28 protein-coding genes are annotated in these 26,395 nt (G+C 66.9%); 19 read left to right on the top strand and 9 right to left on the bottom strand.

Going from position 1 to position 26,395, the window contains the following annotated elements; all coding sequences use genetic code 11:
* Window positions 1-146: 146 nt before the first annotated feature.
* The 5 genes from ACSQ3P_RS10715 (at window position 147) to ACSQ3P_RS10695 (ending at window position 4,260) form a co-directional block, all read left to right on the top strand.
* Entirely contained in the window at window positions 147-1,436 is a 1,290-nt protein-coding gene (locus tag ACSQ3P_RS10715; protein WP_436165563.1) for an Hsp70 family protein, read from the top strand.
* 103 nt (window positions 1,437-1,539) lie between these two features.
* Window positions 1,540-2,508, top strand: coding sequence for a signal peptide peptidase SppA (gene sppA, locus ACSQ3P_RS10710; RefSeq protein WP_436165562.1), 969 nt, complete (start codon window positions 1,540-1,542; stop codon window positions 2,506-2,508).
* 28 nt (window positions 2,509-2,536) lie between these two features.
* Window positions 2,537-2,821, top strand: a complete 285-nt coding sequence (gene ihfB / locus ACSQ3P_RS10705) for an integration host factor subunit beta (protein ID WP_092170498.1) — start codon at window positions 2,537-2,539, stop codon at window positions 2,819-2,821.
* Between the two features lie 147 nt (window positions 2,822-2,968).
* Entirely contained in the window at window positions 2,969-3,307 is a 339-nt protein-coding gene (locus tag ACSQ3P_RS10700; protein ID WP_069689870.1) for a LapA family protein, read from the top strand.
* Window positions 3,307-4,260 carry an ornithine cyclodeaminase family protein gene (locus ACSQ3P_RS10695; RefSeq protein ID WP_436165561.1) on the top strand — a complete coding sequence of 318 codons (954 nt, stop codon included), beginning with the start codon at window positions 3,307-3,309 and terminating at the stop codon, window positions 4,258-4,260. The genes ACSQ3P_RS10700 and ACSQ3P_RS10695 overlap by 1 nt, the downstream gene beginning before the upstream one ends.
* A gap of 21 nt (window positions 4,261-4,281) precedes the next feature.
* On the opposite strand, the gene ACSQ3P_RS10690 is transcribed toward ACSQ3P_RS10695, so the two are convergent.
* Window positions 4,282-4,455: a DUF3309 family protein gene (locus ACSQ3P_RS10690; RefSeq protein WP_310158633.1), complete on the bottom strand. Its 174-nt coding sequence runs from the start codon at window positions 4,453-4,455 to the stop codon at window positions 4,282-4,284.
* Between the two features lie 110 nt (window positions 4,456-4,565).
* Entirely contained in the window at window positions 4,566-5,549 is a 984-nt protein-coding gene (locus tag ACSQ3P_RS10685) for a Bug family tripartite tricarboxylate transporter substrate binding protein (protein ID WP_436165560.1), read from the bottom strand.
* A 152-nt stretch (window positions 5,550-5,701) separates the two neighbouring features.
* Between ACSQ3P_RS10685 and mepA the strand changes: the two genes are divergently transcribed.
* Window positions 5,702-6,649 (top strand): penicillin-insensitive murein endopeptidase, encoded by a 948-nt coding sequence (gene mepA, locus ACSQ3P_RS10680; RefSeq protein WP_436165559.1) that lies wholly within the window; start codon window positions 5,702-5,704, stop codon window positions 6,647-6,649.
* Window positions 6,650-6,725: 76 nt separating this feature from the next.
* Here mepA and ACSQ3P_RS10675 read toward each other — a convergent pair whose 3' ends face one another.
* A complete protein-coding gene (locus ACSQ3P_RS10675) occupies window positions 6,726-7,859 on the bottom strand; it encodes an extensin-like domain-containing protein (RefSeq protein WP_436165558.1) in 1,134 nt (377 codons plus the stop codon).
* A 287-nt stretch (window positions 7,860-8,146) separates the two neighbouring features.
* On the opposite strand from ACSQ3P_RS10675, the gene ACSQ3P_RS10670 reads away from it, so the two are divergent.
* The gene (locus tag ACSQ3P_RS10670) at window positions 8,147-8,374 is read left to right on the top strand and encodes a DUF2798 domain-containing protein (protein ID WP_436165557.1); all 228 of its coding nucleotides are present in this window, start codon (window positions 8,147-8,149) and stop codon (window positions 8,372-8,374) included.
* A gap of 1 nt (window position 8,375) precedes the next feature.
* Window positions 8,376-9,620 carry an amidase gene (locus tag ACSQ3P_RS10665; protein WP_436165556.1) on the top strand — a complete coding sequence of 415 codons (1,245 nt, stop codon included), beginning with the start codon at window positions 8,376-8,378 and terminating at the stop codon, window positions 9,618-9,620.
* Window positions 9,621-9,994: 374 nt separating this feature from the next.
* On the opposite strand, the gene ACSQ3P_RS10660 is transcribed toward ACSQ3P_RS10665, so the two are convergent.
* The gene (locus ACSQ3P_RS10660; RefSeq protein ID WP_436165555.1) at window positions 9,995-10,294 is read right to left on the bottom strand and encodes a hypothetical protein; all 300 of its coding nucleotides are present in this window, start codon (window positions 10,292-10,294) and stop codon (window positions 9,995-9,997) included.
* 195 nt (window positions 10,295-10,489) lie between these two features.
* Between ACSQ3P_RS10660 and ACSQ3P_RS10655 the strand changes: the two genes are divergently transcribed.
* The 3 genes from ACSQ3P_RS10655 to ACSQ3P_RS10645 all read left to right on the top strand — a co-directional run bounded on the left by ACSQ3P_RS10655 (window position 10,490) and on the right by ACSQ3P_RS10645 (window position 13,124).
* Window positions 10,490-11,467 (top strand): TIM44-like domain-containing protein, encoded by a 978-nt coding sequence (locus tag ACSQ3P_RS10655; protein WP_436165554.1) that lies wholly within the window; start codon window positions 10,490-10,492, stop codon window positions 11,465-11,467.
* A gap of 156 nt (window positions 11,468-11,623) precedes the next feature.
* Window positions 11,624-12,430: a 4-hydroxy-tetrahydrodipicolinate reductase gene (gene dapB / locus ACSQ3P_RS10650; RefSeq protein WP_436166233.1), complete on the top strand. Its 807-nt coding sequence runs from the start codon at window positions 11,624-11,626 to the stop codon at window positions 12,428-12,430.
* 10 nt (window positions 12,431-12,440) lie between these two features.
* Window positions 12,441-13,124 carry an alpha-ketoglutarate-dependent dioxygenase AlkB family protein gene (locus ACSQ3P_RS10645; RefSeq protein WP_436165553.1) on the top strand — a complete coding sequence of 228 codons (684 nt, stop codon included), beginning with the start codon at window positions 12,441-12,443 and terminating at the stop codon, window positions 13,122-13,124.
* Window positions 13,125-13,184: 60 nt separating this feature from the next.
* Here the strand turns inward: ACSQ3P_RS10645 and ACSQ3P_RS10640 are convergent, their stop codons facing one another.
* From ACSQ3P_RS10640 to ACSQ3P_RS10630, 3 genes are all read right to left on the bottom strand, one after another.
* Window positions 13,185-13,805, bottom strand: a complete 621-nt coding sequence (locus ACSQ3P_RS10640) for a trimeric intracellular cation channel family protein (RefSeq protein ID WP_436165552.1) — start codon at window positions 13,803-13,805, stop codon at window positions 13,185-13,187.
* Window positions 13,806-13,808: 3 nt separating this feature from the next.
* The gene (grpE, locus tag ACSQ3P_RS10635) at window positions 13,809-14,423 is read right to left on the bottom strand and encodes a nucleotide exchange factor GrpE (protein WP_436165551.1); all 615 of its coding nucleotides are present in this window, start codon (window positions 14,421-14,423) and stop codon (window positions 13,809-13,811) included.
* 108 nt (window positions 14,424-14,531) lie between these two features.
* Window positions 14,532-17,297 carry a [protein-PII] uridylyltransferase gene (locus ACSQ3P_RS10630; RefSeq protein WP_436166232.1) on the bottom strand — a complete coding sequence of 922 codons (2,766 nt, stop codon included), beginning with the start codon at window positions 17,295-17,297 and terminating at the stop codon, window positions 14,532-14,534.
* Between the two features lie 338 nt (window positions 17,298-17,635).
* Between ACSQ3P_RS10630 and ACSQ3P_RS10625 the strand changes: the two genes are divergently transcribed.
* The 5 genes from ACSQ3P_RS10625 to ACSQ3P_RS10605 all read left to right on the top strand — a co-directional run bounded on the left by ACSQ3P_RS10625 (window position 17,636) and on the right by ACSQ3P_RS10605 (window position 22,131).
* The gene (locus tag ACSQ3P_RS10625; RefSeq protein WP_436165550.1) at window positions 17,636-18,607 is read left to right on the top strand and encodes an aliphatic sulfonate ABC transporter substrate-binding protein; all 972 of its coding nucleotides are present in this window, start codon (window positions 17,636-17,638) and stop codon (window positions 18,605-18,607) included.
* Between the two features lie 15 nt (window positions 18,608-18,622).
* The gene (locus tag ACSQ3P_RS10620) at window positions 18,623-19,465 is read left to right on the top strand and encodes an ABC transporter permease (protein ID WP_436165549.1); all 843 of its coding nucleotides are present in this window, start codon (window positions 18,623-18,625) and stop codon (window positions 19,463-19,465) included.
* 12 nt (window positions 19,466-19,477) lie between these two features.
* Window positions 19,478-20,260 carry an ABC transporter ATP-binding protein gene (locus tag ACSQ3P_RS10615; RefSeq protein WP_436165548.1) on the top strand — a complete coding sequence of 261 codons (783 nt, stop codon included), beginning with the start codon at window positions 19,478-19,480 and terminating at the stop codon, window positions 20,258-20,260.
* Between the two features lie 210 nt (window positions 20,261-20,470).
* Entirely contained in the window at window positions 20,471-20,980 is a 510-nt protein-coding gene (locus ACSQ3P_RS10610; RefSeq protein WP_436165547.1) for an OsmC family protein, read from the top strand.
* A gap of 143 nt (window positions 20,981-21,123) precedes the next feature.
* Window positions 21,124-22,131, top strand: a complete 1,008-nt coding sequence (locus ACSQ3P_RS10605) for an alpha/beta fold hydrolase (RefSeq protein WP_436165546.1) — start codon at window positions 21,124-21,126, stop codon at window positions 22,129-22,131.
* A gap of 19 nt (window positions 22,132-22,150) precedes the next feature.
* Here ACSQ3P_RS10605 and ACSQ3P_RS10600 read toward each other — a convergent pair whose 3' ends face one another.
* On the bottom strand, window positions 22,151-23,338 hold the full coding sequence (locus tag ACSQ3P_RS10600) for a DNA recombination protein RmuC (RefSeq protein ID WP_436165545.1): 1,188 nt from the start codon (window positions 23,336-23,338) through the stop codon (window positions 22,151-22,153).
* Between the two features lie 114 nt (window positions 23,339-23,452).
* Here ACSQ3P_RS10600 and ACSQ3P_RS10595 point away from each other — a divergent pair, with 114 nt between their 5' ends.
* Genes ACSQ3P_RS10595 through truA form a run of 3 tightly spaced genes read left to right on the top strand, consistent with a single transcriptional unit; the run spans window position 23,453 to window position 25,732 of the window.
* Window positions 23,453-23,974, top strand: a complete 522-nt coding sequence (locus ACSQ3P_RS10595) for a peptide deformylase (protein ID WP_436165544.1) — start codon at window positions 23,453-23,455, stop codon at window positions 23,972-23,974.
* Between the two features lie 34 nt (window positions 23,975-24,008).
* Window positions 24,009-24,938: a methionyl-tRNA formyltransferase gene (fmt, locus tag ACSQ3P_RS10590; RefSeq protein ID WP_436165543.1), complete on the top strand. Its 930-nt coding sequence runs from the start codon at window positions 24,009-24,011 to the stop codon at window positions 24,936-24,938.
* Window positions 24,939-24,994: 56 nt separating this feature from the next.
* A complete protein-coding gene (gene truA / locus ACSQ3P_RS10585) occupies window positions 24,995-25,732 on the top strand; it encodes a tRNA pseudouridine(38-40) synthase TruA (protein WP_092170439.1) in 738 nt (245 codons plus the stop codon).
* Window positions 25,733-25,802: 70 nt separating this feature from the next.
* Here the strand turns inward: truA and ACSQ3P_RS10580 are convergent, their stop codons facing one another.
* Entirely contained in the window at window positions 25,803-26,390 is a 588-nt protein-coding gene (locus ACSQ3P_RS10580; RefSeq protein ID WP_436165542.1) for a hypothetical protein, read from the bottom strand.
* Between the last annotated feature and the right edge of the window lie 5 nt (window positions 26,391-26,395).

Raw genomic sequence — 26,395 nt, 5'->3', positions numbered from 1 at the left:
TCCGCGCGGGCTTTTGTTTCGGTTCGACCCGTCATTCCAGGGCGAAGCGCAGCGAACACCCGGGAATCTCTCTGGCCAGGACGCCCTGGTTTCCGAGATGGCCGGGTCAAGCCCGACCATGACGACCAACATCAGGAAACCGGGACATGACCACCGCGGCGATCGGCATCGATTTCGGCACCACCAACAGCGTGGTTGCCCTGGCGCGCGCCGACGGCTCGGTGACGACGCGGTCCTTCGCGACCAGGCAGGGCGCGGTCGACGCCTATCGTTCGGCCCTGATGTTCTGGCGCGAGGGCCGGCCGCCCAATACCCATGTCGCCCATGTCAGCGGGCCCGATGCGCTCGACATGGCGCTCGGCATGACGACGGAGCACCGCTTCCTGCAATCGCTGAAGACGCATCTCTCCAGCCGGGCCTTCCAGGAGACGCGGCTGTTCGGCAAGCTGTTCAGGCTCGAAGACCTGATCGGCGTGTTCCTGACCGATCTCGTGGCCGGCCTCGACGACGTCGCGGAAACGCCGCTGGTCTCAGGCAGGCCCGTCGTCTTCGCCGGCGAGCGGCCCGATGAGGAGCTCGCGCTCGGGCGGCTGCGCGCCTCCTACGGCAAGGCCGGGATGCCCGCCGTCGATTTCGCCTATGAGCCGCTCGGCGCGGCCTATTGGTATGCCCGCGACCTGAAGACACCGCAGACCATGCTGGTCGCGGATTTCGGCGGCGGCACCAGCGACTTCTCGGTGATGCGCTTCGAGCCCGGCGGAGCGGGCCGGCTCGACGCGATCCCGCTCTCCCATGCCGGCGTCGGTGTCGCCGGCGACACCTTCGACTACCGCATCATCGAGCACGCGATCTCGCCGCGTCTCGGCAAAGGCACGCAATATCGCTCCTTCGAGAAGCTCCTGCCGATCCCGGCGCATTACCACGCCGCCTTCGCGCAATGGCACCGGCTCTCGCTGATGAAAAGCCGCGAGACCATGGCCGAGCTCAAGGCCTTGATCCGCGACGCGGTCGAACCCGGCAAGCTCGAGGATCTGCTGACCGTGATCGAATATGATCTCGGCTACGAGCTCTATCGCGCGGTCTCGGCCGCCAAGATCGCGCTCTCGAGCGCTGAGCAGACCACGCTGAGCTTCCGCCAGATGGATGTGACGATCGAGACCTCGATCCGCCGCAGCGATTTCGACAGCTGGATCGCGGACGATGTCGGCGCGATCGAGACGGCGCTCGACAAGGCCTTGAGCGAGGCGAATGTCTCCACTGGGGCGATCGAGGCCGTGTTCATGACCGGAGGCACCTCTCACGTCCCGGCGGTGCGGGCGCTGTTCGACCGCCGCTTCGGGGCGAGCCGCGTCCATATCGGCGATGCGTTCCGCTCGGTGGCGAGCGGGCTCGCCTTGCTGGCGCTGGACCGGGCGCGCGCCACGGTCGCGGCTTAAGCGGCCCCAGAGTCCCTAACAGCCTCTAAGTCCACCTCTTCGTCTTGCCCGCCCGGCATGGCGAGGCTACATCACGGGGCCGCAAACCCGGAGCGCTGACCTCATGTCGTCCGATGCCGATCTGCTCGCCGACCGCCGCAGCCTCAGGCGAAAGCTGACGCTCTGGCGGCTGTTCGCCGTCCTCGGCGTGCTTGCCGCCGCTGTGGTTGCAGGCCTCGCCTGGACCGGACGCACGCCCGGCCCGCTCAGCCAGGCCCATATCGCGCGCGTCACCATCTCCGGCTTCATCTCGGGCGACAGGCGCACGCTCGAACTGATCAAGTCGCTGGAGAACAGCAGGGCCTCGGCGGTGCTGATCAAGATCGACAGCCCGGGCGGAACGACCTCGGGCTCGGAGGCCTTGTTCGACGCGCTGCGCCGGCTGGCGGCGAAGAAGCCGATGGTCTCGGTGGTCGATGGCTTGGCGGCTTCGGGCGGCTATATCGCCGCTCTCGGCTCCGATCGCATCGTGGCGCGACAGACCTCGCTCGTCGGCTCGATCGGCGTACTCTTCCAGTTCCCCAATGTTGGCCGCCTGCTCGATACGGTCGGCGTCAAGCTCGAGGAGATCAAGTCGAGCCCGCTGAAGGCCGCGCCCAACGGTTTCGAACCGACCTCGCCGGAGGCGCGCGCCGCGCTCCAGAGCGTCGTCGACGACAATTACGACTGGTTCAAGCGCCTGGTGCGCGAGCGCCGTCATCTCAGCGATCCCGAGGTCGCGGCCGTGTCCGACGGCCGGGTGCATTCCGGCCGGCAGGGCGCGGCTCTGAAACTGATCGACGAGATCGGCGGCGAGCCGGAAGCCATCGCCTGGCTCGAGCGCGAGAAGGGTGTGGCGAAGAATCTCGCGGTTCGCGATTGGCGCCGCCGCAGCGAATCATCCGCCTATGGGCTATGGAGCGCCAGCGAGGCGTTGGCGCGTGCCGCCGGGTTCGAAACCGTGGCGAGCCTTATCGCACGTGCGGCCGAACAACCGATCGGTTTGCGTCTTGACGCGCCCTTGGCGCTCTGGCAGCCTGCAGTCGAAAAATGATGTTGATACAAGCGGTTATATTGGACACATGATTAAATCCGAACTCGTCCAGCGCATCGCTGAGCGCAACACGCACCTCTACCAGCGCGATATTGAAAACATCGTCACGGCGATCCTCGACGAGGTCGTCAAGGCGCTGGCGCGCGGCGACCGGGTCGAGCTGCGCGGCTTCGGAGCCTTCTCTCGCAAGGCCCGCTCCGCGCGGGTCGGCCGCAATCCCCGCACGGGTGACGCTGTCGAGGTCGAGGAAAAGTTCGTCCCGGTCTTCAAGACCGGCAAGGAGCTTCGGCTGCGGCTGAACGGCAAGGCGTAAAGCCTCTTTCAGCCCTCGTCCCGAGGAGCCGCGAAGCGGCGTCTCGATGGATGATCCAGAGTGGGCTGAAACATCCTTGGAGACGCTATTTCCGCCGAAATAGCTCGCCAGGATGAAGGCTCGCGATAGCCGCTGAAAGGAACTCCGATGAAATCCTTCTTCAAGGCCCTGATTCTGGTTCCGGTCGCGCTGGCGATCGTGCTGTTTTCCGTCGCCAATCGGAAGTCGGTTCCGCTGTCCTTCGACCCGTTCAGTCGCGACGCGCCGGTGTTCGTCTTCGACGTGCCACTCTTTGCGGTGGTTCTGGCGGCGATTGCGGTCGGTATCCTGATCGGCGGCCTGGCCTCCTGGATTGCCCAGGGCAAGCACCGCAAGGCGGCCCGCCGCAACCGCCGCGAGGCCGAGACGCTGCGCGGCGAGGCGCAGATGCTGCGCGCTGCCGTGCCCGATTCCGCCTTGCCGGCGCTGACCAGCGGCAGGGGCTGATGCGGCTTTTCGACAATGGCGAGATCGACGCCGCCCTGACCTTTCCCGGCCTGATCGACACGCTCGACGACGCCTTCCGCAGCGATGCGGTCCTGCCGCCGCGCAGCCATCACGACGTCAAGCGCCCCGATGGCGACCCGGCCGTGCTGCTGATCATGCCGGCCTGGAGCGCGCCCAGCGCCGAGAAGGCCTATATCGGCACCAAGATCGTCTCGGTCTTCTTCGGCAACGGCAAGCGCAACCTGCCCGGCGTCATGGGCGCCTATCTGCTGATGGACGGCAATACCGGCCAGCCCCTGGCGGTGATGGACGGCAACCGCCTGACGCTGTGGCGCACGGCAGCCGCCTCCGCGTTGGCAGCGCGCTACATGGCCAGCCCCTCCGCCAGCCGCATGCTGATGGTCGGCGCCGGCAGCCTTGCCCCCTTCCTGGTCAAGGCGCATCGCGCGGTCAGGCCGCTGACCGATATCGCCATCTGGGCGCGCCGGCCCGAAGCCGCCGTCGCAGTGGTGGAAGAGCTTGCACGTGACGGCATAGAGGCCCGCGCGGTCACCGATCTCGAGGCCGAGGCGCGCACGGCCGACATCATCTCCTGCGCCACCAATGCAAGCGAGCCGCTGATCCAGGGCAAATGGCTGAAGCGCGACGCACATCTCGACCTGATCGGCGCCTTCACCATGCAGATGCGCGAGGCTGACGTCGAGGCGCTGAACCGCGCCCGCGTCATCGTCGACTCCAAGAAGGCGATCGATGAGGGCGGCGATGTCGCCGTCGCGATCGCCGAGGGTAGCTATAGCGCCGACAGGATCGCCGGCACGCTGGCCGATCTCTGCCATGGCCGCATCGCGGGTGCGGCGGAGGGCGGCGAGATCACGCTGTTCAAATCGGTTGGCGTCTCGCTGGAGGATCTGGCTGCCGCCGTGGCCGTCTGGGAAGCCTCTGCGCCAGCCTGATCTACCAGTGGAGTGAGGTCGTCAGACTCGTACGGGCACGCCACCGATCGCGCCGAGCAGCCACAAGATCACGGCGATGACCAGCACGAGGCCGAGCACGCCGCCGAGGCCGGTGGTGCCATAGCTGCGATGGCCGTAATAGCCTCCGCCGCCGAGCAGCAGCACGAGCACCAGAATGATGACGAGGGTGGACATGAGACGTTCCCTTCCCTGATCGCGCCGTCGCATGGCGCGACGACCGAAAGTAGAAGGAGAACGTCAGCGGCGACCCGCAAGTTCCACAGCCGAATGGCGGGAGACACGCGCTATTCGGCCCTGATGCCGACCTCCTTGATCAGGTCGCCCCATTTCTTCTGCTCGGACTGCACGAAGGCTGCGAGCTCCGCCGGGGTGTTTCCGACGGGCTCGGCCGCCAGCAGATCCATCTTGGCGCGAACACCGGCATCCGCGATCGCGGTCTTGGTGTCGGCCTGGACCCTGTCGATGATCGCCTTGGGCGTCTTCGCCGGTGCAAACAGCGCAAACCAGGACGAGACGTCGAAGCCGGGCACGACATCGGCGATCGGCGCGAATTCCTGGGCGGTCGGAGAGCGTTTCGCGGTGGTGACGCCGAAACCGCGGATCGAACCGGCCCGCGCTTGCGGCAGGGCCGAGGTGATGTTGTCGAACATCAGGTCGACGCGCCCACCGATCAGGTCCTGGATCGCCTGGGACGAGCCGCGATAGGGCACATGCACCATCTTGGTGCCGGTCAGCTTCTGGAACAATTCACCGGCAAGATGGATCGAGGTGCCGACGCCCGAGGAGGCATAGCTCAGCTTGCCGGGGTTGGCTCTGGCGTAGGCGACGAGCTCGGCCGTGTCCTTGACCGGCAGCTCCTTGCTGACCACGAGGAGGTTCGGCACCATCGCGACCATGGTGATGGGGCTGAGGTCCTTGATCGGATCGTAATTGACCTTGGCGTAGAGATAGGGGTTCGCGACGAGCCCGACCGAGCCGATCAGCAGCGTGTCGCCATTCGGCTCGGACCGCGTCGCCGCGTCGACGCCGATATTGCCGCCTGCGCCAGGCCGGTTCTCGACGACGAGATTCGTACTCCAGGCGTGGCCGAGCTTGTCGGCCACGAGCCTGCCCAGAATATCGGTCGCCCCGCCGGGCGGGAACGGCACGATGAGCTTGACCGTGCGGCCCTGCGGCCAGGGGGCCTGAGCGAACGCGGCCTGCGGCAGGGCAAGGCAGGCACTGAGCGCAGCAAGCATGCTGCGGCGGTCGATCGTGAAATCGGTCATGGTACTGGTCTTCTCCCTGGGCTGTGCCGCGGGACTTGGTGCCCGCTTGCTGCTTACCGGCAAGGCTGCCGCCTCGGCCGGAACTTGTCCACCAGCATTTGCGTCTGCGCCCGGCCTTGACCTTTGGGGGACAACGCGCCGATTCTCAGCCCATGCGCGCCCTGAATCGCCGAATCGCCGCCGCCTTCGTCCTGCTCTCGGGCGTCGTCGTCCCTGCGCTCGCCCATGCGCAGGATACGGCCGATGAGGAGGCGCGGCGCCGCGCTGCCAATATCGCAGCCTTTCCCGATGCGGCGCGCGCACTCTTCGGCCAGAAGACCGCGCCGGCGGATATGCGCGCCCGCGCCATCGGCTCCTATGCGCGCGGCTGCCTGGCGGGTGCGACCGCTCTGCCGGTCGATGGACCGAGCTGGCAGGTGATGCGGCTCAACCGCAACCGCTACTGGGGCCATCCGATCCTGATCGACTATCTCGAAAAGCTCGCCCACGACGTGCCCCGGATCAATGGCTGGCCCGGAATCCTGGTCGGCGACATCTCGCAGCCGCGCGGCGGACCGATGCTGACCGGCCATGCCTCGCACCAGATCGGTCTCGACGCCGATCTCTGGCTGACGCCGATGCCCAGGGAGCGGCTCGATCGTAACGATCGCGAGAACATGCCGGCCGTCAACATGGCCCGCGCCGACTGGCGCGACATCGATCCGAAGAACTGGACGCCGGCGCAGACCAAGCTGATCAAGACCGTCGCCAATGAGCCGCGCGTCGAACGCATCTTCGTCAACCCGGCGCTGAAAGTCGCGCTCTGCCGCGAGGCCGGGAGCGATCGCGCCTGGCTCAACAAGGTCAGGCCGATGTGGGGCCACAACTACCATTTTCATGTCCGGATGGTCTGCCCGGCGGGAATGGAGGGGTGCCAGGGGCAGGAGCCGCCCAATTTCGGCGATGGCTGCGGCGAGGAGCTTTCGGGCTGGATCGAGCGCCAGCGCACCGCCCTCTTCACGCCGAAGAAGCCGCGCACCGGCCCGGCGCCGAAGCCCAAGCCGCCGATGTCGCTCGATGCGCTGCCAGCCGAGTGCCGCCAGGTTCTGGTGTCGCGCTGACCAGCCTCTACCGTCATAAACTCACTCCAAGTGAGTTTATGACGTGGCGCGGTTTATCCGGAGCTTTGCGTTTCAGTTAGCGACGCAGACCACCGGTCCGCCCCGAGCTATAGGCGAACGGATCGTTCTGCGGCGTGATCACGGGCTTGGCCTGCTCCATGCCTTCCTGGTCGAGCACGCCGGTGCCCTCATCGTCGCCGACGATCACCTCTTCCGTTGGCGGCACCGAACCCGGCAAGGTCAGCGGGCCGCGCTGTTCGCTCGGCAGCGGCTGCGGCCGGTAGCGCGACTGGTTGAGCGGTTCGCTCGCGGGCTCCTCGATGAAGCGCCGTTGCGTGTCGAGGCTCTGGCCGCCGCGATTGGTCGCGACAGGATAGCCGCTCTGCACCGAGCCCGGCGGCCGCAATCCGTCGCCCGGCTGGCGCAGCATCGGACCGCCGGCGATGAGCGCGCCGATCTCGTCGCGCCGCTCGCGCGGCTGCTCGGCCGAGCGGAATGGGCGCGCCGGATCCGGCGGCGGCAGATTGTAGTTCGGGGTGTATTTGATGACCGGGTTGCAGATGTGCCGACCCTTGGCATGCCGGGCCAGGTCGATATGAATATGGTCGTAGTGGAACACGTTCGAGCCCGGTCCGAGAACGGTCGAGAAGTTCTCGCAGGCGCCGACGAACACTTCGCGCAGGAAGTTCTGCTCCTCCGGCGAGCCGCGCCAGCCATCCTTGACCGTGATGTTGCGCCCGTCATTGAGCCGGAAGGAGAACACGTCCAGCGCATTGCCATAGGCGTGTTCGGAGGTGCGGCTGGTGCCGGTGCCGTTGTTCATGGCACGGCAGGAATAGGAGCCGGCGCGGATCTCGATGACCTGCGCGCCGAGAACGTTCTGGGCGGCTGGCTGGACGACTTCGGCGAGCCATTTGTCGGTGGTCGCGACGACGGGGCAGGCGAGCGTGGCCGAGCTCGTCAGCCCGATGCCGCCATTGGCGAAGGCGGAGACCTTCAGCGGCTTTTCCATGCCGCAGGTGCCGGGACCGTCGATCGGCTTGCTGCGCAGGCTGACATAGGAGGAGAGCTGCACCTGGCGCGAGGCCAGGCACTCCGCTTCGGCCTGGTCACGCCAGGCCGCACGCTGCGGCTTCTGGAATTTTCCGCAGCCGGCAAGGCCGGCGCCGATCACGCCAAGAGCGATGAGGGTGAGGTGAACGCGTCGCATGACCGATCAAATGCGACCCGTTTGGTGAACGGTTTCTCAACCGCCTGAGCCCGCGGCGCAACAGCCGGATTAACTTTGGCGCTGCGGTTAACGGGATCTTAAGGCGCCACTGAGGGCTGTCCCAAGGTCATTCCGCGCCTTGAACGCCTGGGGACGATGGGGAAAGGCGTCGGCCATGGCGAAGCTTATGAACGGGCGATCACTGCAGTCAGCCATGTCAGAAAGCAGGCTGGTGCGGCTGGCACGCCGCATGCGAGACAGCATGGAGTGTCCGGAGATCGTCAGCCATGACAGGCAAGGCCCGTTTCATCTTTCCCGTGCTCATGGCCGGCGTCATGGCCTTCCTGATGACGGCGCTGGTGACCTATCTCAATCTCGGCTTCCCGCCGGATTTCGTGGTGCATTGGCTGCACGCCTTCGTCATCGCCTGGCCCTGCGCGGCCGGCGCCGCCTTCCTCGCGATCCCGCTCGCACGGCGAGGGACTGCCCTCATCGTCAAGGTCATTGGAGAATAGCATGCAGAGCTTGCGCGACATCCTGCGCCGGATTGCGGCGGGCGAGATCACGACAGCCGATGCGCTGGCGCTGAGCGCTGCGCGGATCGCCGAATCCGAGCCGTCCATCCAGGCCTTCGCCAGCCGCCCGGCCGAGCTTGTCGCGGGGGCGGGGCGGCTTGCCGGCATCGCCTGCGGGGTCAAGGACATCATCGACACAGCTGATCTGCCGACGCAAATGGGCTCGGTGATCTATGAGGGCTGGCGGCCGCGCTCCGATGCGCCGATCGTGATGATGCTGAAGGCCGCCGGCGCGACTGTAGCCGGCAAGACCCACACCACGGCCTTCGCCGCCAGCGATCCGGCACCGACCCGCAATCCCCATGATCTCAGCGCGAGCCCTGGCGGCTCCTCGGCGGGTTCGGCTGCAGGGGTGGCGGCCGGCATGATCCCGCTCGCCATCGGCACGCAGACCGGCGGCTCGGTGATCCGGCCGAGCGCCTATTGCGGCGTGGCCGGCATCAAGCCGTCCTATGCGCTGCTGCCGACAGTCGGCGTGAAGCCGTTCTCCTGGTCGCTCGATACGCTGGGCCTGATGGCGGCAAGCGCCGATGATCTCGGCCTGGCGCTCGCCACGATAACGGGCCGACCCGAGCTTGACGCCGCCGCGGCGGAGCTGAAGGGCCTGCGCATCGGCGTGACCCGGCAGGATTTCGCCGGCGCGCCCGAACCGGCCTCCGAGGCGGCGTTGCAACGCTTCTGCGAGATCGCGACCGGGGCCGGGGCACAGCTCGTCGAGCTCGAAAGCCCGCGAGCCTTGTCGGAGGCCTTTCATGCTCATGTGCCGCTACAGGGCTTTGAGGCGACGCAGGCTTTGGCCTGGGAATATGCCGAGCATCGCGAGCAGATCGCGCCGAAGCTGCGCGCCTATCTCGACGGCGCCCGCAGCGTCACGCCGGCGCAATACGACGAGGCGCGCCGGATCTCGCGGCGTGGCCGCGACGCGGCCCGCGGCTTCTTCGGCCAGGTCGATGTCGTGGTGAGCTATGCCGCCCCCGGCGAGGCGCCCGACACGCTGGCCTCGACGGGCGATGCCCGCTTCAACCGGCTCTGGACTCTGCTGGGCGTGCCATGCCTGACGATCCCGGTGATGCGCGGCCCGCGCGGTCTGCCGGTCGGGATTCAGGTTATAGGTGGATTTGGCGCTGATGATCGTGTCATCGCAGCGGCGAAGGCGCTGGAAACGCGTGTTGAACCAATCCGCTAACCGAAACTGTCCCCAAAACAATTCAATGCTTTAATCAAATTTTAGCCATACTCTTGGCTGTGCCCCCTTCTCGTCACCTTGCTGCCCCCTTGCAGCCTTCGCCAGTTCTGCTAGCCTCGCGACAGGTCAATGACACAGGAGGATGTGATGAGCCTCACGCTACGTCTCGACCGTTTGGTCATGGGTGCGGCCTTCATTTTCATGATGGCAATCGTACTGGGAGCGTTCTGACAGACGTCAGTCTCGAGTCGAATGGACCACAAGAGCCTTTGACGAGCGCCGCCGGGGAAACTCCTGGCGGCGCTTTCGTTTTGGGGCTTTGACTATGCATCGGCTTGTCCCGAAAATCGGTTCCCACTTTTCGGGCCGATACTCTAGCTTTCCGGGCAGGGGTTCTCGGTGACCTCCCAGGACATCATGTTGATGACCCGGCCGCAGGCGGCCAATCGCCGTCCTTGCGTTGTCCTGATGCAGGCGATGGCGCCTTCGGCGATCTTGCGGCCCTCGCTCCAGCAGTAGCAGAGCGGTTCGGGCGACTGCGCCAGACGCGGCGGATCGAAGGGTATGGCGCGGTCTTCAGCCCGGGCTGACACGCCGAGCGGGAGCAACAGGACCAAAGCCGCAAGCCAAGGCAGCAGCAGCGCCGGAACCAGTCCCGATGAGATCCTGCGCATGGCTCGATCCCTCCGCTGCCGGCCAAGCCGGTCAAGCAGAGTCAAAACTAGCACGACTCCAGATGGCTCTCAAATCCTTTGCCGGAGCGAACTACGACTTTAGTCGTAGATACTTGGTGAGATCGGTCTTGTAACCGCTGTGATGGCCGACCATATTGGCGGCAAGAGAGCCCGAGGCGGGCTCCGGGAGGAACCATGTCGCTGATTTTGCTCGCCCGGCGCGGCCGGGCCATCGCTTTTCTCGCTGGTGCGCTGCTGATCGTCCCCGTGGTCGCTGAGGCGCGGCCCGGCGGTGGCAAGAGCGTCGGCAGCCGCGGCACGCGCACCGAATCCGCGCCAACGCGCACGGATACGGCCCCCAACGGGGCGCAGCCCTTCCAGCGCAGCGCGACGCCGTCACCTGCCGCTCCGATGGCAGGCGCTGCCGCCGGCGCTGCCGCCCAGGCGGCTCGGCCTTCGATGGCGCGCAACCTGATGATGGGTCTCGGCGCCGGCCTGCTCGGCGCGGGCCTGTTCGGCATGCTGTCGGGCTCCGGCTTCTTCAGCGGCCTGGCCTCGCTCGCCGGCATCTTCGGCTTCCTGATGCAGATCGCGCTGATCGGCGGCCTGATCTGGCTGGCGCTGCGTTTCTTCCGCCGCCGGTCCGAGCCGCAGCTCGCCGGCGCCGGTGCGCCGCTGCCGCGCGAGGCCTACCAGCCGCAGGCCCAGAACCAGGCCGCCCGCATGGGCATGATGGGCGGCGGCTCCGCCGCGCCGCAGACCCAGCCGATCCAGCTGTCGGGCGAGGATTTCAACGCCTTCGAGCGTCTGCTGACGGAGGTCAACGCGGCCTATTCCAATGAGGACGAGGCTGGCCTGCGCCAGCGCGTCACGCCGGAGATGTTCGGCTATTTCGACGAGGATCTCTCGGGCAACGCCAAAAAGGGCCTTGTCGACCGCGTCTCCGAGGTCAAGCTGCTGAAGGGCGACCTCGCGGAAGCCTGGCGCGAGGGCGATGCCGAATACGCCACGGTCGCGATGCGCTTCAGCCTGATCAACGCGCTGTATGAGCGCGCCAGCGGCAAGGTCGTCGACGGCAACGCCACTGTTCCCCAGGAGGTCACCGAACACTGGACCTTCCTGCGCGAGCGCGGCGGCGCCTGGAAGCTCTCGGGGATCCAGGCCGCGGCCTGAGCCGCAGTCCGATCCAGCGATACCGAATGACATGACGGCCGGGGCAACCCGGCCGTTTTTTGTTGGCCCCGGGTTTTGGGTGTCGCACCTGTCCGATTCGTCCTATAGGCGGGCGGATAGGCCAACCTGCTTTCCGGAGTTCTTCTCATGAGCGACATGCGTCTTGTCGTCGTCGGCGCCGCCGGGCGCATGGGCCGGATGCTGATCAAAGCGATCCATGAGACGCCGGGCTGTGTCCTGTCGGCTGCGGTCGAGCGGCCGGGTTCTGGTGTGGTCGGGCAGGATGCCGGCGTGCTCGCCGGCCTGCCGGCCTGTGGCATCGATGTGACCGACGAGGCTCTGCCGGCCTTCGTCGAGGCCGAGGGCGTGCTCGATTTCACGACGCCTGACTCCACGGTCTCCTTCGCTGCCCTCGCCGCGCAGGCGCGCATCGCCCATATCGTCGGCACCACCGGGCTGGAGCCGCAGCATCTGGCCAAGCTGGAGGCAGCCGCCCGCCATGCCGCCATCATCCGCTCCGGCAATATGAGCCTCGGCGTCAATCTGCTGGCCGGCCTCGTACGCAAGGTCGCGGCCACGCTCGGCACGGATTGGGACATCGAGATCGTCGAGATGCACCACCGCATGAAGGTCGATGCGCCCTCGGGCACGGCCGTGATGCTGGGCGAGGCGGTGGCAGAGGGCCGGGCGGTCGATCTGGCTGATGCCCGCGTCGCCGTGCGTGACGGCCACACCGGCGCGCGGCAGCCCGGCACGATCGGTTTTGCGGCGCTGCGCGGCGGCACTGTGGTTGGCGACCACAAGGTGATCTTCGCGGGGACCGGCGAGCGGCTGGAACTCTCCCACATCGCGGAAGATCGCAGTCTCTTCGCACAAGGGGCGGTCAAGGCCGCGCTCTGGGGCAGGGGCCGCAAGCCCGGGCTCTATTCCATGGCCGATGTGCTCGGGCTCAACAGCCTCTGAGCGCCGGGGAATGACGCAACTGGGCATGACGCGCCTCGCGATCGCGCCCGGCGTGGTCCATTGGCCGGGCTATCTCCCGGCCGAGGCGCAGGCCGCGCTCGTCGCCGATCTGCGCGAGGTGGCGCGGCAGGCGCCCTTCTTCTCCCCGCGCATGCCCAGGACCGGAAAACCTTTCTCGGTGCGGATGACCAATTGCGGCGCGCTCGGCTGGGTTTCCGACGAGCGCGGCTATCGCTACCAGCCGCTCCATCCCGAGACGGGCCTGGCCTGGCCGCCGATGCCGGCGCTGCTGACGCAGGCCTGGCGGGAGCTTGCGGATTATCCGCATCCGCCCGAGGCCTGCCTGGTCAATTTCTATGAGGCGAGCGCCAAGATGGGCCTGCATCAGGACCGCGACGAGCAGGAATTCGAGGCGCCGGTGCTGTCATTGTCGCTGGGCGACACCGCCATGTTCCGCATCGGCGGCACGGAGCGGGGCGGCAAGACGGTGTCGCTGAAGCTTGCCTCGGGCGATGCCTTGCTGTTCGGGGGGGAGGCCAGGCTCGCCTATCACGGCATCGACCGCATCCTGGCGGGCTCGTCGAGCCTGTTGCCGCAAGGCGGGCGGATCAATCTGACATTGCGGCGCGTGACGAGAGCGTTTTCGAGCGAAGTGGATACCGGTTCGCGTGAAGAAAACGCGTTAAAACAATGACCCAGAGCAATTGAACGATCCGGCTGGATCGTTCAATTGCTCCGGGCCGCAGTGACGTCGTCAGGACGATCCCGAGCCCGGCAGGTTCGGGAACGACCAGCCGAACAGGATCGACCCAGCCCGCAGGCCGAAGGTGGTTGCGAGGCCGACGAGCATGACGATGACCGGTTCGATCACCAGGCTCGACAGAAGCGCGGTCATTGCTGCCCCCGCGGCTGCGGCCGTGACGTAGAAATCGCGGCTCCACAGCACCATCGGCCGGTCGCCGGCCAGGATGTCGCGCAGGATGCCGCCGAAGGAGGCGGTCATCGCGCCGAGCGCGATCGCTGACAGGGGGGAGACGCCGACATCGAGCGCCTTCAGCGTGCCGGCAACGGCGAAGAGCGCAAGCCCGGCCGAGTCGGCCCAGATCAGCAGGCGCTTGCCGGCCCAGCCGTCGAGCATGCCGGGTTTCAGATAAGCGATGGCCCAGGCGCCAAGCGCGACGCCCGAGCAGACCAGGACATCGCTGGGATCGCGCACCCAGAAGACGAGGCGCCCGAGCAGGAGATCGCGCAGCGTGCCGCCGCCGACGCCGGTTACCGTCGCGAGCAGGATGAAGCCGAACGGATCCATGCCCTTGCGGGTCGCGACCAGCGCGCCAGTCAATGCAAAGACGGCGACGCCGGCGGCTTCGAGCACGTCTCAGTGGCCGGACGGAGTGCTGCCGGAGGTGTCCGGGGTCGAGGGTTCCTGCGGCTTGGGCGCGCCGGCCGAGACGCCGACCAGGGCTGGCCGCAGTACGCGCTCGCCGATCTTGTAGCCCGACTGCACGACCTTGGAGACCATGCCCTTGGGCGTTTCGGCATCGGGCGCCTCGAACATCGCCTGATGCAGGTTGGGGTCGAACTTCTCGCCCTGCGGATCGATCTTGCGCACGCCGTGGCGCTCCAGCGTCTTCAGCAGGTCGCGCTCGGTCAGCTCGACGCCTTCGATCAGCGCTGCCAGCGCCGCTTCGGCCCCGCTGCGTGCGGCTTCGGGCACGCTCTCCAGCGCGCGGCGCAGATTATCGGCCGAGGCCAGCATATCGCGGGCGAAGCTCGTCACCGCATAGGCCTTGGCGTCGGAAATCTCGCGCTCGGTGCGCCGGCGCAGATTCTCCATATCGGCCAGCGTGCGCAGCAGCTTGTCCTTGAAGTCGTCGCGCTCGGATTCCAGCCGGGCGAGATCGGCCTCGGCATTGGAGGCGACTTCATTGGCTAGTTCCTCGCTGGTCGCGGTGTCGATCTCGGGCTCGTCTTTCGCAGGCTTCTGCGTCATGGCGTCATCCAATTCCAAATAGATCGTAATTCCAGGCGGATCGGGAGCCGGCGCACGCGAAGGGCGCAGCGGCGTTCCGGGCCGATATCGGGCTTGTCGCCTGCGAAATCAAGCGCGCACGGGTGCCTTGGCCTTGGCTGGGGCCGGCTTGTCGTGCTCGAAGGCGAAGACATCGAGCAGCGCCCTGCGGATGGCGAGCTGGCGCGCGGTCGAGACGATCTTCGCCGCCGTCAGGTCGGTGACGTAGAACACGTCGACCGCCTTCTCGCCGAACGTGGCGATATGAGCCGAGGCGATGTTGAGGTTGAGCTTCCCGATCGCGGTGGTCAGATCGTAGAGCAGGCCGGGCCGGTCGAGCCCTGAGACCTCGAGCACGGTGTGGCGGGCCGAGAGCACATTGTCGATGATGACCTCGGGCGCGAGCTGGAAGGTCTGGCCGCGCGGCGGCGGGGCGCGGCGCTGCGCCACCAGATCCGCGATCTTGATCTCCCCCTTCAACGCGCGCTCGATCGCTGCCGCGATCCGCTCGGCCCGGCGCAGTTCGTCGTCGTCCCGGTCGAAGGCGCGCGAGACCGAAATCGTGTCGAGCACGAGCCCGTCGGTGGTGGTGAAGATCTGCGCATCGACGATGTTACCGCCGGCCGCTGCGCAGGCTCCGGTGACGATCGCCAGCAGGCGCGGATGGTCAGGCGCCAGGATGGTGAGCTCGGTGATGCCGCGGAACTGGTCGGTCTCGACGGCGGTCGCTGTGGTGCGGCCCTCGCTCTCGGCCTGCCTGAGGAAGCGGGCGTGCTTCTCCTGGCGGGCGAGGTCGGTCTTGATCCAGTAGGGCGGATAATGGCGGGCGAGATAGGCGTTGCGCTCGGTCTCGGGCCAATCGGCGAGCTGTTCCTTCAGCGCATCCTGCTTCTTCTCGACGCGGGCCTTGCGCTCGATCACGGAATAGCCGCCGGCGAGCACGATCTCGGTCTCATAATAGAGCGTGCGCAGGAGCTGGCCCTTCCAGCCGTTCCAGACGCCGGGGCCGACCGCCTTGATGTCGGCAACGGTGAGGATGAGCAAGAGCTTCAACCGCTCCAGCGTCTGCACGGTCGCGGCAAAGGTCTCGATCGTCTTGGGGTCGCCGAGGTCGCGGCTCTGGGCAACGGTCGACATGTCGAGATGGTGCTCGACCAGCCAGGCGACCGTCTCGGTCTGCGCCTCGCTCAGGCCCAGCCGGGGACAGAGCTTGCGGGCGATCTTGGCGCCGGCGATCGAGTGGTCCTCCAGCCGGCCCTTGGCGATGTCGTGCAGGAACAGCGCGACATAGAGCGCCCGGCGGTTGGCGACCGTCGGCATGATCTCGTTGGCGAGCGGGTGCTCGATTTCGAGGACGCCGGCATCGATCTCCGCCAAGACGCCGATCGAGCGGATCAGGTGCTCGTCGACCGTATAGTGGTGATACATGTTGAACTGCATCATCGCGACGACGCGGCCGAAATCCGGGATGAAGCGCCCCAGCAGCCCCGACTCGTTCATCCGCCGCAGCACCGGCTCCGGCGAGCGCCGCCCGGTCAGGATCTCCAGGAAGATGCGGTTGGCTTCGGGATCGTGGCGCAATTGCGCCGTGACCAGGCGCAGCGACTGCGTCACCAGCCGGCTGGTGTCGGGGTGGATGGCGATGTCGTCGCGGCTGGCGATCTCGTAGAGCCGCAGCAGGTTGACCGGATCGCGCCGGAAGGCGTTGTCGTCGATCACGTTGAGACGCTGGCTCTTCAGCGTGAAATCGGGGTGGCCGAGTGCGCGCACGCGCTTGCGCTTGGCAAACGAGCCGAGCAGGCGCGAGAGTGAGGCGCGCGGCTTCTGCTGGCGCGCCTCCAGCGCCGCACAGACGATGGCGGTCAGATCGCCGACATCCTTGGCGACGAGGAAATAGGCTTTCATGAAGCGTTCGACCGGCGCCTGGCCGCTGCGCCCGGCATAGCCGATCGCGGCGGCGACCTGGCGCTGGAGGTCGAAGGACAAGCGCTCCTCGGCCCGGCCGGTGATGAAATGCATCCAGCAGCGCACGCGCCAGAGGAACTCCTCCGAACGCTGGAACATTACCAGTTCCTTGCGGTCGAACAGGCCGGCTGCGACCAGCTCGCTGACATCATCGACGCGATAGGCGTATTTCGCGATCCAGAACAGGGTGTTGAGGTCGCGCAGGCCGCCCTTGCCGTCCTTGACGTTGGGCTCGACCAGATAGCGTGAGGTGCCGGCGCGGCGCACACGGGTCTCGCGCTCGGCGAGCTTGGCCTCGGTGAAGGCAGGCGCCGTGCCCTCCACCACCTCGGCCCCGAAGCGGCGCACCATCTCGTCGAAGAGCGACCTGTCCCCGATGAGGAAACGCGCTTCGAGCAGCGCGGTCCGGATCGTCATGTCGGCGCGCGCCTCGCGCATGCAGTCGTCGATCGAGCGCACGGAGTGGCCGACCTTCAGCTTCAGGTCCCAGAGCGGGTAGAGCATCGCCTCGACCACGCTCTCGCCCCAGGCAGTCTGCTTGTGCGGGAACAGGAACAGCAGATCGACGTCGGAGCCCGGCGCGAGAGTGCCGCGGCCATAGCCGCCGACCGCGACGACGGCGATGCGCTCGGATTGCGACGGGTTGACCGCCTGGTAGAAATGCTCGCTCGCCGCGATATGCAGGCAGGCGATGATCCCGTCCATCGTCGCGGAGATGCGCGCGGCGCAGGCGAGGCCGTTGCGCGGGCCGGCGAGCAGATCCTTGGCCGAGGCATGGCCTTCCTCGAGCACGCGGCGCAGATGCGCTACCAGCGCCTGGCGCATCTCGGCGGTGGTGGGTTTGCCCAATCGGGCGATGAGGTTCGCGACGGCCCGGGCGGGGTTCTCCAGCACCTCGGCGAGCGCGAGGCGCGGCTGATCGGCGACGGACGACACGGCGGCTCACCCTCGATTCCGGGCCATGCGGCCTCGGCCCATTCCGCTCGTTAACATGCCGGCGGGATTCGCAAAGCAGATAAATTACACATCGGCAGAATGTGCAATTTACAATTCAACATCATCGGATGTCGTGTTTGACAAACAGAACGTACGGACCTAAAAGACGGATACGCGCCGATTTGAGCCAGCAGCTTGCGGGCGCGAAATAAGTGCAGCTAAAGCGTCGGGGCCAAGGGCAGGCTTGCGAGTCTGTCCCGATCCCTGCGCGTCATCGCAACAAGGGATCGATCATGAGCACGCTCACACGCCGCCTCGCCATCGCCGGTTTCGCCGCCGCCTCGCTTGCCCTGGGCGCAGCCTCCGCCTTTGCGCAGGCCCCCAAGGAAATCCGCATCGACTACGCGACCTACAACCCCGTCAGCCTCGTGCTGAAGGAGCGCGGCATCCTCGAAAAGGCGCTCGCCCCCGAGGGCATCGCCGTGCGCTGGGTTCAGTCGGCCGGCTCCAACAAGGCGCTCGAATTCCTCAATGCCGGCTCGCTCGATTTCGGCTCGACCGCCGGCGCGGCAGCCCTGATCGGCAAGATCAACGGCAACCCGATCAAGTCGATCTATGTCTATTCGCGACCGGAATGGACGGCTCTGGTCACCGGCGCCAAGAGCGAGATCACCAAGGTCGCTGACCTCAAGGGCAAGCGCGTCGCCGTGACGCGCGGCACCGACCCGCATATCTTCCTGGTCAGGGCGCTGGCCGAGGCCAAGCTGACCGAGAAGGACGTCAAGCTCGTCCTGCTGCAGCATGCCGATGGCCGCCTCGCTCTGGAGCGCGGCGATGTCGACGCCTGGGCCGGGCTCGACCCGCTGATGGCGGCAGCCGAGGTCGAGAGCGGCGCAAAACTCTTCCACCGCAAGGCTGAGGACAACACCTGGGGCATCCTCAATGTCCGCGAGGCCTTCGCCAGGGAAAACCCGGCCCTCGTGCACAAGGTCATCGCCGCCTATGAGGAGGCGCGCGTCTATGCGCTCGCCAATCCGGCGGAGCTGAAGAAGACGCTGATCGACTACACCAAGCTCTCGGATGCCGTGATCGAGCGCCAGCTCACCCGCACCGAGCTGACGCATTCCAGCATTGGCCAGGCGCAGGCCGATACGATCATCGCCGCCGGCCTCGCCTTGAAGGAAGCCGGCGTGCTGCCCGCGACGACCGACATCAAGGCGGTCGTCGACGATCTGCTCGACCGGCGCTTCGCCGCGACCAACTGAGGCGGTCGAGGCGCGATGAGCACGCTGGAGATCGCAGCCGCGACGCAGGCGAAAACTCCGGGCTCGCCCGGCGCCAGCTCTCGTCGCCCCGGCTCTCGTCGCCTCGGTCTCGCCGGCTGGCTGCTGCCGATAGCGCTCGCCGCGCTCTGGGAGCTCCTGGTCCGGGCCGGCATCGCCAATGGCCGTCTGATGCCGCCGCCCAGCGTAGTCGGGCGGACGCTCTGGGGCCTGGCGGTCTCGGGCGAGCTCCTGACCCATGTCACGGCGACACTCTGGCGTGTCGCCGCCGGTTTCGGCCTGGGCGCGGGCGTCGGCACGGTTCTGGGTGCACTGACGGGGGCTCTACCCGTCGCGCGCGGCTTGCTCGACCCGACGCTTCAGGCGCTGCGCGCGATCCCCTCGATCGCCTGGGTGCCGCTCTTCATCCTGTGGTTCGGCATCTTCGAGGCCTCGAAGGTCGCGCTGATCGCGGTCGGCGTGTTCTTCCCGGTCTATCTCGGGGTGGCGGCCGCGATCCAGGGCATCGACCGCAAGATCGTCGAGGTTGGTCGCGTCTTCCGGCTCGGCCGGCTCGCCATGGTCCGGCGTGTCCTGCTGCCGGCGATCCTGCCGGCCTGGTTCACGGCGCTGCGCTCGGGCCTCGGCCTCGGCTTCATGTTCGTGGTCGCTGCCGAGATCATGGGCGCGAGCGAGGGCCTTGGTTACCTGCTCGTGGACGGCCAGCAGCTCGGCCGCCCCGACACCATCATCGCGGCCATCATCAGCTTCGCCGTGCTCGGCAAGCTGGCCGACGGGCTGCTGCTCGCCATTACGCGGCCCTTCCTCGCCTGGCAGGATCTCGGCCGCGACACGCTCTGAAAGGCATCCGCGATGCTGAGCTTCGAGACCCTCTCGAAAACCTATGCCGACGGCACGCGTGCCTTGTCGGCGATCACCGCCAGCGTGGCGGCGGGCGAGATCCTCGCCCTCGTCGGCGGCTCGGGCTGCGGCAAGACGACATTGCTGCGCTTGATCGCGGGCCTCGACCGGCCGAGCGCCGGACGCATCCTGCTCGACGGCGAGGCGATCCATGAGCCGCGCGCCGATGTCGGCGTGATCTTCCAGGAGCCGCGATTGTTTCCCTGGCTCAGCGTTACCGACAATGTCGCTTTCGGGCTCTCGCATCTCTCCGCCTTCGAGCGCGAGGGGCTCGTGACCAATGCGCTCGTCCGCGTCGGCCTCGCCGGCTATGAGAAGCGCTGGCCACGCGAGCTTTCCGGCGGCCAGCAGCAGCGCATCGCCATCGCTCGGGCGCTGATCACGCGGCCGAAACTCCTGCTGATGGACGAGCCGTTCTCGGCGCTCGACGCCACGACGCGGGCGAGCCTGCACGGCCATCTGCTGGCGCTCTGGGAGGAGAGCAGGCCAACGGTCGTGATGGTGACGCATGATGTCGAGGAGGCGGTGACCCTGGCCGACCGCATCATCGTGATGCAGCCCAAGCCCGGCCGCATCTTCGACGAGCTCGACAATCCGCTTGCCCGCCCGCGCGACCGGCTCTCGCCCGCCTTCGAGGCGAGCAAGCGCGAGGTTTTGCGCACGCTCGATCGTTCGCTGCGTGACGAGGAGCCGCAGCAGCACAAGACCGCCGAGACGGCGGGGATGTGGTGGTAGGGCGCTGCCCGGCCCTGCGCCGGCAGCCTCAGATCACGTCGCATTCGGACGGAATTGTCCGAATGCGAGAAACGTGATCGATTCTAAGAGTTTAGAGCATTGCTCAAGCGAAAAGCCGGTACCCGTTTTTTCGCGCAATGCTCTGGCCTGATCCGGTTAGCAGCACTATTTGCGACGGGCATCGTCGCTTGTCCCAAGAAGGTTGAAACCATGGACGTCACAGCCCTGCGCGCCCTCCAGGCTCCGCTCAAGGACCAGTATCGCGAGACGCCCGATGCGGCGGTCATCACGCTGAAGGCGCGGGGCGAGCTCGACGACCAGCACATCGCCTGCAAGGTCGAGACCGGCCGCGCCATCGCGCTTGCCGGCCTGCACCCGGCGACCGGCGGTTCCGGTGCCGAGCTCTGCTCCGGCGACATGCTGCTCGAGGCGCTCGTTGCCTGCGCCGGCGTGACGCTGAAGGCGGTCGCGACCGCGCTTGAGATCGAATTGAAGAAGGGCACCGTCCGTGCCGAGGGCGATCTCGATTTCCGCGGCACGCTCGGCGTCGCCAAGGATGCACCCGTCGGTTTCAAGGCGATCCGCCTCTCCTTCGATGTCGAGACCGACGCCCCGCAGGAGAAGCTCGACACGCTGCTGAAACTGACCGAGCGCTATTGCGTCGTGTTCCAGACGTTGAACGTGAAGCCGGAACTCTCGGCAGCGTTGAGCCGCGCCTGAGATGCGCCGCAACCCGTAGCCTCGCCGGAGGCTTCCGCAGCGTTCGCTCAGCGGATCGTGATCCGGGCCGGGCGAGATGGCGGGAGCCGGTCACGTCTTCGCAGACTATCAAGGCGTCCGCATCCCTGACGGAAGGACGCTCCATGCGTATCGCCACCGCAGCCGCCATTCTGTTCGCTCTGGCGGCGCCGGCCAGCGCCCAGCAAACCGGCGTTGCCGCCTATGGCTCCCGGCTGGAAGGCTTCGACTACGCCTATCCGGTCAAGATCCACGACTTCATCTCGCAGCGTCAGCCGCTCGAAATGGCCTATCTCGACATTCCGGCGAGCGGTCAGGCGAATGGCCAGACCGTCATGCTCCTGCATGGCAAGAATTTCTGCGCCGGAACCTGGGATGCGACCATCAAGGTCCTGACGCAGGCCGGCTACCGCGTCGTGGCGCCCGACCAGATCGGCTTCTGCAAATCGACTAAGCCGGCGGGCTACCAGTTCAGCTTTCAGCAATTAGCGGCCAATACGGCGGGGCTGCTGAAGGAGCTCGGCATTCAGCGCGTCATCATCATGGGGCATTCAATGGGCGGCATGCTCGCGGCCCGCTACGCGCTGATGTATCCGGGGACCGTCGAGCGCCTCGTATTGGTCGATCCTCTCGGGCTTGAGGACTGGCAGGCGAAGGGCGTTCCCTATGCCACGCTCGACGCAGGCTTTCAGGCCGAGCTGAAGACGAGCTTCGAGAGCATCAAGGCCTATCAACAGCGCTTCTACTACAACGGCAACTGGAAGCCCGAATACGACCAATGGGTTGCGATGCTCGCGGGGATGTATGCCGGCGACGGCAAGCAGGCGGTCGCCTGGAACCAGGCGCAGACCTCTGACATGGTCTTCACCCAGCCGGTCATCCATGAATTCCCGAATATCCAGGTGCCGACGACCCTGATGATCGGCGGCAAGGACCGCACCGCTCCGGGAGCCAACCGCGCCACGCCCGAGCTGCAGAAGACGCTCGGCCTCTATCAACAGCTTGGACGGGAGGCCGCCAAGGCCATTCCCAATGCGCAGCTCGTCGAATTCCCCGAACTTGGCCACTCCCCGCAGGTCGAGGCGCCCGAGGAGTTTCACAAGGCGCTGCTCCAGGTGCTCAGCAAGGGTTAGAGCGCCGGCGAGGCCAGGCTCACTCCGCTGCGGCCTTCAGCGCCAGCCCCTTGGCGAAGGGCAGCGTCGGCTCGGCTGCTTTGGCGTCGTCGAATTCAAGCGCGCCGATCCTCTCGCCGCGGCTGGCGATCTTGCCGACCGAGGTGCGGATACCGGAGACATCCTCCTGGGCCTGGCGGAAATGCTGGTCGAGCTTCTCGGCCCGGTCGCCGAGGCGGCGCACATCGGCGAGCAGCTTGCCGACCTCGGACTGGATCACCTGCGCCTCCTCGCGCATGCGGGCGTCGCGCACCAGCGACTGCATCAACTGGATTGCGAGCGCCAGCAGCGAGGGCGAGACGATCATGATCCGGGCGCGATGCGCCTTCTGGATCACATCGTCGAAATGCTCGTGCAGATCGGCATAGATCGATTCAGATGGCACGAAGAGCAGGGCCAGGTCCTGCGTCTCGCCCGGCAGGAAGTAACGCTCGGCGATGTCCTTCACATGCACGCCGACATCATTGCGGACACGCACGCCTGCGGCCTTCTTCGCCTCGTCGCCGCGCGCCTCGCGCAGCATGGTGAAGCTTTCCAGCGGGAATTTCGCGTCGATCACCAGGCCGCGCCCGTCGCCGGGCAGCGTCACCATGCAGTCGGGCCGCTTGCCGTTGGAGAGCTGGGGCTGGAAGGCGAAGAAGGCGGCGGGCAGCCCGTCGCGGATGATCGCCTCCATGCGACCCTGGCCATAAGCGCCGCGTGCCTGCTTGTTCGAGAGCACGTCCTTCAGCGTCACCACCTCGGAGGTGAGGTCGGTCAGGTTCTTCTGGGCGGAGTCGATGACGGCGAGCCGCTCCTGCAATTTGCCGAGGCTCTCCGAGGTCTGGCGGACATTCTGCTCCAGCCCGGCGCCGACCTGCTGGCGCAAACCGTCCATCCGCTCGGCGACGAGGCGGGCGAGATCGCCCTGCCGCGTCGAGAGGATCTCGGCCATCGACTGCAGGCGGCCTGACAGCTCCGCCTGGGTGCGGTTCATTTCGGCGACCTTGTCGTCCATCTCGCGGGCGCGCTCAACCGCCATGGCGGCCTCGAGCGTGCGCCGCGAGGCGCCGCGCCAGGACGAGATGACGACCAGTACGAGCAAGAGGAGACTCAAGCCGGCGAAGCCGAGTGCGGCCTCGGCCCAGCTCACGGGACGGTCGAGCAGGATGAAGGCGATCTCTTTCATCGGAAGAGCCTAGCAGATTCGGGTAGAAATTTCGAACGAAAGCGGAACAGTTTGACCGCTTGCGCACAAGTGCTTATGTCGCGGCAACCTCGAAAAATTCCGCGCAGAGCCCCCATGGCCATTCGTCCACTCGTTATCCTGCCCGATTCCGTCCTGCGTCAGGTTTCTGCGCCGGTCGATACGATCACTCCCGAGATCAAGACGCTCGCCGCCGACATGCTGGCGACGATGTATGACGCACCCGGCATCGGGCTGGCCGCGATCCAGATCGGGGTGCCCAAGCGCATCGTGACGATCGATCTCTCGAAGAGCGATGACGAGGAAAAGGCCCCGATGGTCTTCGTCAATCCGGAGGTGATCTGGACCTCCGAGGAGATGAGCACCCATGAGGAGGGCTGTCTCTCGATCCCAGAATATTACGAGGAGGTCGAAAGGCCCGCTTCGATCAAGCTCCGCTATATGGATCTCGACGGAAAGGCCCAGGAGATTGCGGCCGAGGGCCTGCTCGCCACCTGCCTGCAGCATGAGGTCGACCATCTCAACGGCGTGCTGTTCATCGATTATCTGTCGCGCCTCAAGCGCGAGCGCGTGACCAAGCGCTTCGCCAAGATGGCGAAGCGCGAAAGCGCGGCGTGAGTACAAAGGCTAGGGTTGGGGTCATGTTCAGCGTATGAGTTTGCGCGTCATCTTCATGGGCACGCCCGATTTCGCCGTGCCGACCCTGACCGAGATCATCGGGCAAGGCCACGAGGTCGTGGCTTGCTACACCCGTGCCCCGGCGCAGGCGGGCCGGGGGCTCGATCTCAAACCCTCGCCGGTGCAGCGCGCCGCCGAGCGCTTCGGCATTCCCGTCTTCACGCCCAAGACCCTGAAATCGGAGGAGGCGGTCGAGACCACCGCCTCGCATCAGGCGGATGTCGCGGTCGTCGTCGCCTATGGCATGATCCTGCCCCAGGCGATCCTCGATCTGCCGGAACTCGGCTGCCTGAACCTGCACGCCTCGCTGCTGCCACGCTGGCGCGGCGCGGCCCCGATTCAGCGCGCCGTCATGGCCGGCGACGCCGAGAGCGGCGTCTGCGTCATGAAGATGGAGGCGGGCCTCGATACCGGCCCTGTCGGCATGGTCGAGACCTTGGCGATTGGTCCGGACATGACGGCGGGCGAACTGCACGACCGGCTGGCGCCGCTCGGAGCGGATCTGATGGTGCGCGCGCTTGCAGCGCTCGGCCGCGGCGGCTTGCGCTTCACACCGCAGCCGGAGGAGGGCGTGACCTACGCCGCCAAGATCGGCAATGCCGAGGCGAAGTTGAATTGGGCGCGCCCGGCCAAGCAGGTCCACGATCTCGTGCGCGGTCTCTCGCCCTTTCCCGGCGCTTTCGCCGAGGTCGATCTGGGCAAGGGCCCGGAGCGGCTGAAGATCTTGCGCACGGCGCTGGCAGGCGGGGCGGCCGAGCCCGGCACCTTGCTCGACGGCGAGGGCACCGTCGCTTGCGCGGAGGGCGCGGTGAGGCTGCTGCAGGTCCAGCGCGCCGGCGGGCGGCCTGTCACGGGGGCGGAATTCCTGCGCGGGACGAAGCTTGCGGCCGGCGCGAAGCTTTAGAGCATGCGCATGATGTCGCCCGAAAACCGCCTTGCACTTTTCGGCATCAGGCTCTGATGCCGCGCTACAAGCTCGTCATCGAATATGACGGCACGCCGTTCTCGGGCTGGCAGCGCCAGCTCAACGGGCCGTCGGTGCAGCAGAGCGTCGAGGAATCGATCGAAGGCTTCTGCGGTCATGCCGTGCGCCTGCATTGCGCCGGCCGCACCGATGCCGGGGTGCACGCGACGCATCAGGTCGCCCATGTCGATCTCGACAAGGACTGGCGCAGCGACGTCGTGCGCGACGCGACCAATGCGCGGCTGAAGCACCTGCCTGTCGCCGTCGTCAGCGCAGAGATCGTGCCCGATGATTTCGACGCACGCATCTCGGCAAAGCGGCGCTATTACATCTACCGCATCCTCGACCGCCGCGCCCAGCCGACGCTCGATCGCGACAGGCTCTGGCATGTTCCGATCAGGCTCGATCACGAGGCCATGGACCGCTCGGCCAAGGCCCTGCTGGGCCATCACGACTTCACGACCTTCCGCGCTGCCGAATGCCAGGCCAACAGCCCGATGCGCACGCTCGACCGCTTCGACGTCCGGCGCGAGGGAGCCGAGATCGTGGCCTATGTCCATGCCCGCTCCTTCCTGCACCATCAGGTCCGCTCCATGGTCGGCTGCCTGAAGATGGTCGGGGCCGGGCGTTGGCCGGAAAACAAGCTCGGCAAGGTCCTGGCCGCGCGCGACCGCTCGCAATGCGCGGCGCTGGCGCCGCCCTCGGGGCTCTATCTGGCGGGCGTGGATTACTAGAGCATTGTGTGGAAACGTGATCTTGGGCCGTGTGCCGCTTAGGCGTGTTTCCGAGTCAGGTTAGCCGACGCTAAAACCCCCAAAGCCCCAGCAGTCGCGCGAGGCCGAACTGGCCGAGGAAGCTGGCGCAGACGATGGTCAAGGCGAGGCCATGCTCTGCGCCGAGCGTCACCTTGGCGGCGGCGTAGCGCAGCCGCGCCACGATCACCGCGAAGGCGAGCCATTGCATCGCGGCGATCTCGGGTGTCGACCAGCCGATCGCATGCACGGCCGCCGGGATCGCCAGCAGGCCGGCCGCGAGGATCTCCGTCCAGTTCCAGGCGATGATGAAGCCCGACAGGGCAGGGGAGCGCGTGAGATGCGGGGCAAGCGCGACGAGCAGCGCGGGCACGCAAAGGAAGGCGGCGGCCTGCGAGGCGATGACGGCGATCACCAGCGGCGCCGAATGAAACAGGCCATCGCTGTTGGGGAGGCCGGCGATGCTCCGTTCGGCCGCGAGCACCGCGACCATCGCCGGCAGCGTCAGCACGGCTGCGCCATAGGAGCGCAGGAAGCCCTCGCTCGATAAATCGAGTTCCGGCAGCGCCTTGGCGCCTTGGGACATCAGACGCCACGAGCCGCGCAGAGAGCGCGCCACATCATCGGCAGCAAGCGCCATGGCCG

The organism is Allobosea sp. LjRoot9, assembly GCF_964252745.1.
In the GTDB taxonomy this organism is placed as follows: domain Bacteria; phylum Pseudomonadota; class Alphaproteobacteria; order Rhizobiales; family Beijerinckiaceae; genus Allobosea.
The sequence above is the reverse complement of the archived record's forward strand: the minus strand, read 5'-3'. Positions and strand labels throughout refer to the sequence as shown.

Excerpts from the sequence above, each read along its gene's own strand:
- ACSQ3P_RS10715 (WP_436165563.1), top strand. The coding sequence starts at position 147 with ATGACCACCGCGGCGATCGGCATCGATTTCGGCACCACCAACAGCGTG.
- sppA (WP_436165562.1), top strand. The coding sequence starts at position 1,540 with ATGTCGTCCGATGCCGATCTGCTCGCCGACCGCCGCAGCCTCAGGCGA.
- ihfB (WP_092170498.1), top strand. The coding sequence starts at position 2,537 with ATGATTAAATCCGAACTCGTCCAGCGCATCGCTGAGCGCAACACGCAC.
- ACSQ3P_RS10700 (WP_069689870.1), top strand. The coding sequence starts at position 2,969 with ATGAAATCCTTCTTCAAGGCCCTGATTCTGGTTCCGGTCGCGCTGGCG.
- ACSQ3P_RS10695 (WP_436165561.1), top strand. The coding sequence starts at position 3,307 with ATGCGGCTTTTCGACAATGGCGAGATCGACGCCGCCCTGACCTTTCCC.
- ACSQ3P_RS10690 (WP_310158633.1), bottom strand. The coding sequence starts at position 4,455 with ATGTCCACCCTCGTCATCATTCTGGTGCTCGTGCTGCTGCTCGGCGGC.
- ACSQ3P_RS10685 (WP_436165560.1), bottom strand. The coding sequence starts at position 5,549 with ATGACCGATTTCACGATCGACCGCCGCAGCATGCTTGCTGCGCTCAGT.
- mepA (WP_436165559.1), top strand. The coding sequence starts at position 5,702 with ATGCGCGCCCTGAATCGCCGAATCGCCGCCGCCTTCGTCCTGCTCTCG.
- ACSQ3P_RS10675 (WP_436165558.1), bottom strand. The coding sequence starts at position 7,859 with ATGCGACGCGTTCACCTCACCCTCATCGCTCTTGGCGTGATCGGCGCC.
- ACSQ3P_RS10670 (WP_436165557.1), top strand. The coding sequence starts at position 8,147 with ATGACAGGCAAGGCCCGTTTCATCTTTCCCGTGCTCATGGCCGGCGTC.
- ACSQ3P_RS10665 (WP_436165556.1), top strand. The coding sequence starts at position 8,376 with ATGCAGAGCTTGCGCGACATCCTGCGCCGGATTGCGGCGGGCGAGATC.
- ACSQ3P_RS10660 (WP_436165555.1), bottom strand. The coding sequence starts at position 10,294 with ATGCGCAGGATCTCATCGGGACTGGTTCCGGCGCTGCTGCTGCCTTGG.
- ACSQ3P_RS10655 (WP_436165554.1), top strand. The coding sequence starts at position 10,490 with ATGTCGCTGATTTTGCTCGCCCGGCGCGGCCGGGCCATCGCTTTTCTC.
- dapB (WP_436166233.1), top strand. The coding sequence starts at position 11,624 with ATGCGTCTTGTCGTCGTCGGCGCCGCCGGGCGCATGGGCCGGATGCTG.
- ACSQ3P_RS10645 (WP_436165553.1), top strand. The coding sequence starts at position 12,441 with ATGACGCAACTGGGCATGACGCGCCTCGCGATCGCGCCCGGCGTGGTC.
- grpE (WP_436165551.1), bottom strand. The coding sequence starts at position 14,423 with ATGACGCAGAAGCCTGCGAAAGACGAGCCCGAGATCGACACCGCGACC.
- ACSQ3P_RS10625 (WP_436165550.1), top strand. The coding sequence starts at position 17,636 with ATGAGCACGCTCACACGCCGCCTCGCCATCGCCGGTTTCGCCGCCGCC.
- ACSQ3P_RS10620 (WP_436165549.1), top strand. The coding sequence starts at position 18,623 with ATGAGCACGCTGGAGATCGCAGCCGCGACGCAGGCGAAAACTCCGGGC.
- ACSQ3P_RS10615 (WP_436165548.1), top strand. The coding sequence starts at position 19,478 with ATGCTGAGCTTCGAGACCCTCTCGAAAACCTATGCCGACGGCACGCGT.
- ACSQ3P_RS10610 (WP_436165547.1), top strand. The coding sequence starts at position 20,471 with ATGGACGTCACAGCCCTGCGCGCCCTCCAGGCTCCGCTCAAGGACCAG.
- ACSQ3P_RS10605 (WP_436165546.1), top strand. The coding sequence starts at position 21,124 with ATGCGTATCGCCACCGCAGCCGCCATTCTGTTCGCTCTGGCGGCGCCG.
- ACSQ3P_RS10600 (WP_436165545.1), bottom strand. The coding sequence starts at position 23,338 with ATGAAAGAGATCGCCTTCATCCTGCTCGACCGTCCCGTGAGCTGGGCC.
- ACSQ3P_RS10595 (WP_436165544.1), top strand. The coding sequence starts at position 23,453 with ATGGCCATTCGTCCACTCGTTATCCTGCCCGATTCCGTCCTGCGTCAG.
- fmt (WP_436165543.1), top strand. The coding sequence starts at position 24,009 with ATGAGTTTGCGCGTCATCTTCATGGGCACGCCCGATTTCGCCGTGCCG.
- truA (WP_092170439.1), top strand. The coding sequence starts at position 24,995 with ATGCCGCGCTACAAGCTCGTCATCGAATATGACGGCACGCCGTTCTCG.
- ACSQ3P_RS10580 (WP_436165542.1), bottom strand. The coding sequence starts at position 26,390 with ATGGCGCTTGCTGCCGATGATGTGGCGCGCTCTCTGCGCGGCTCGTGG.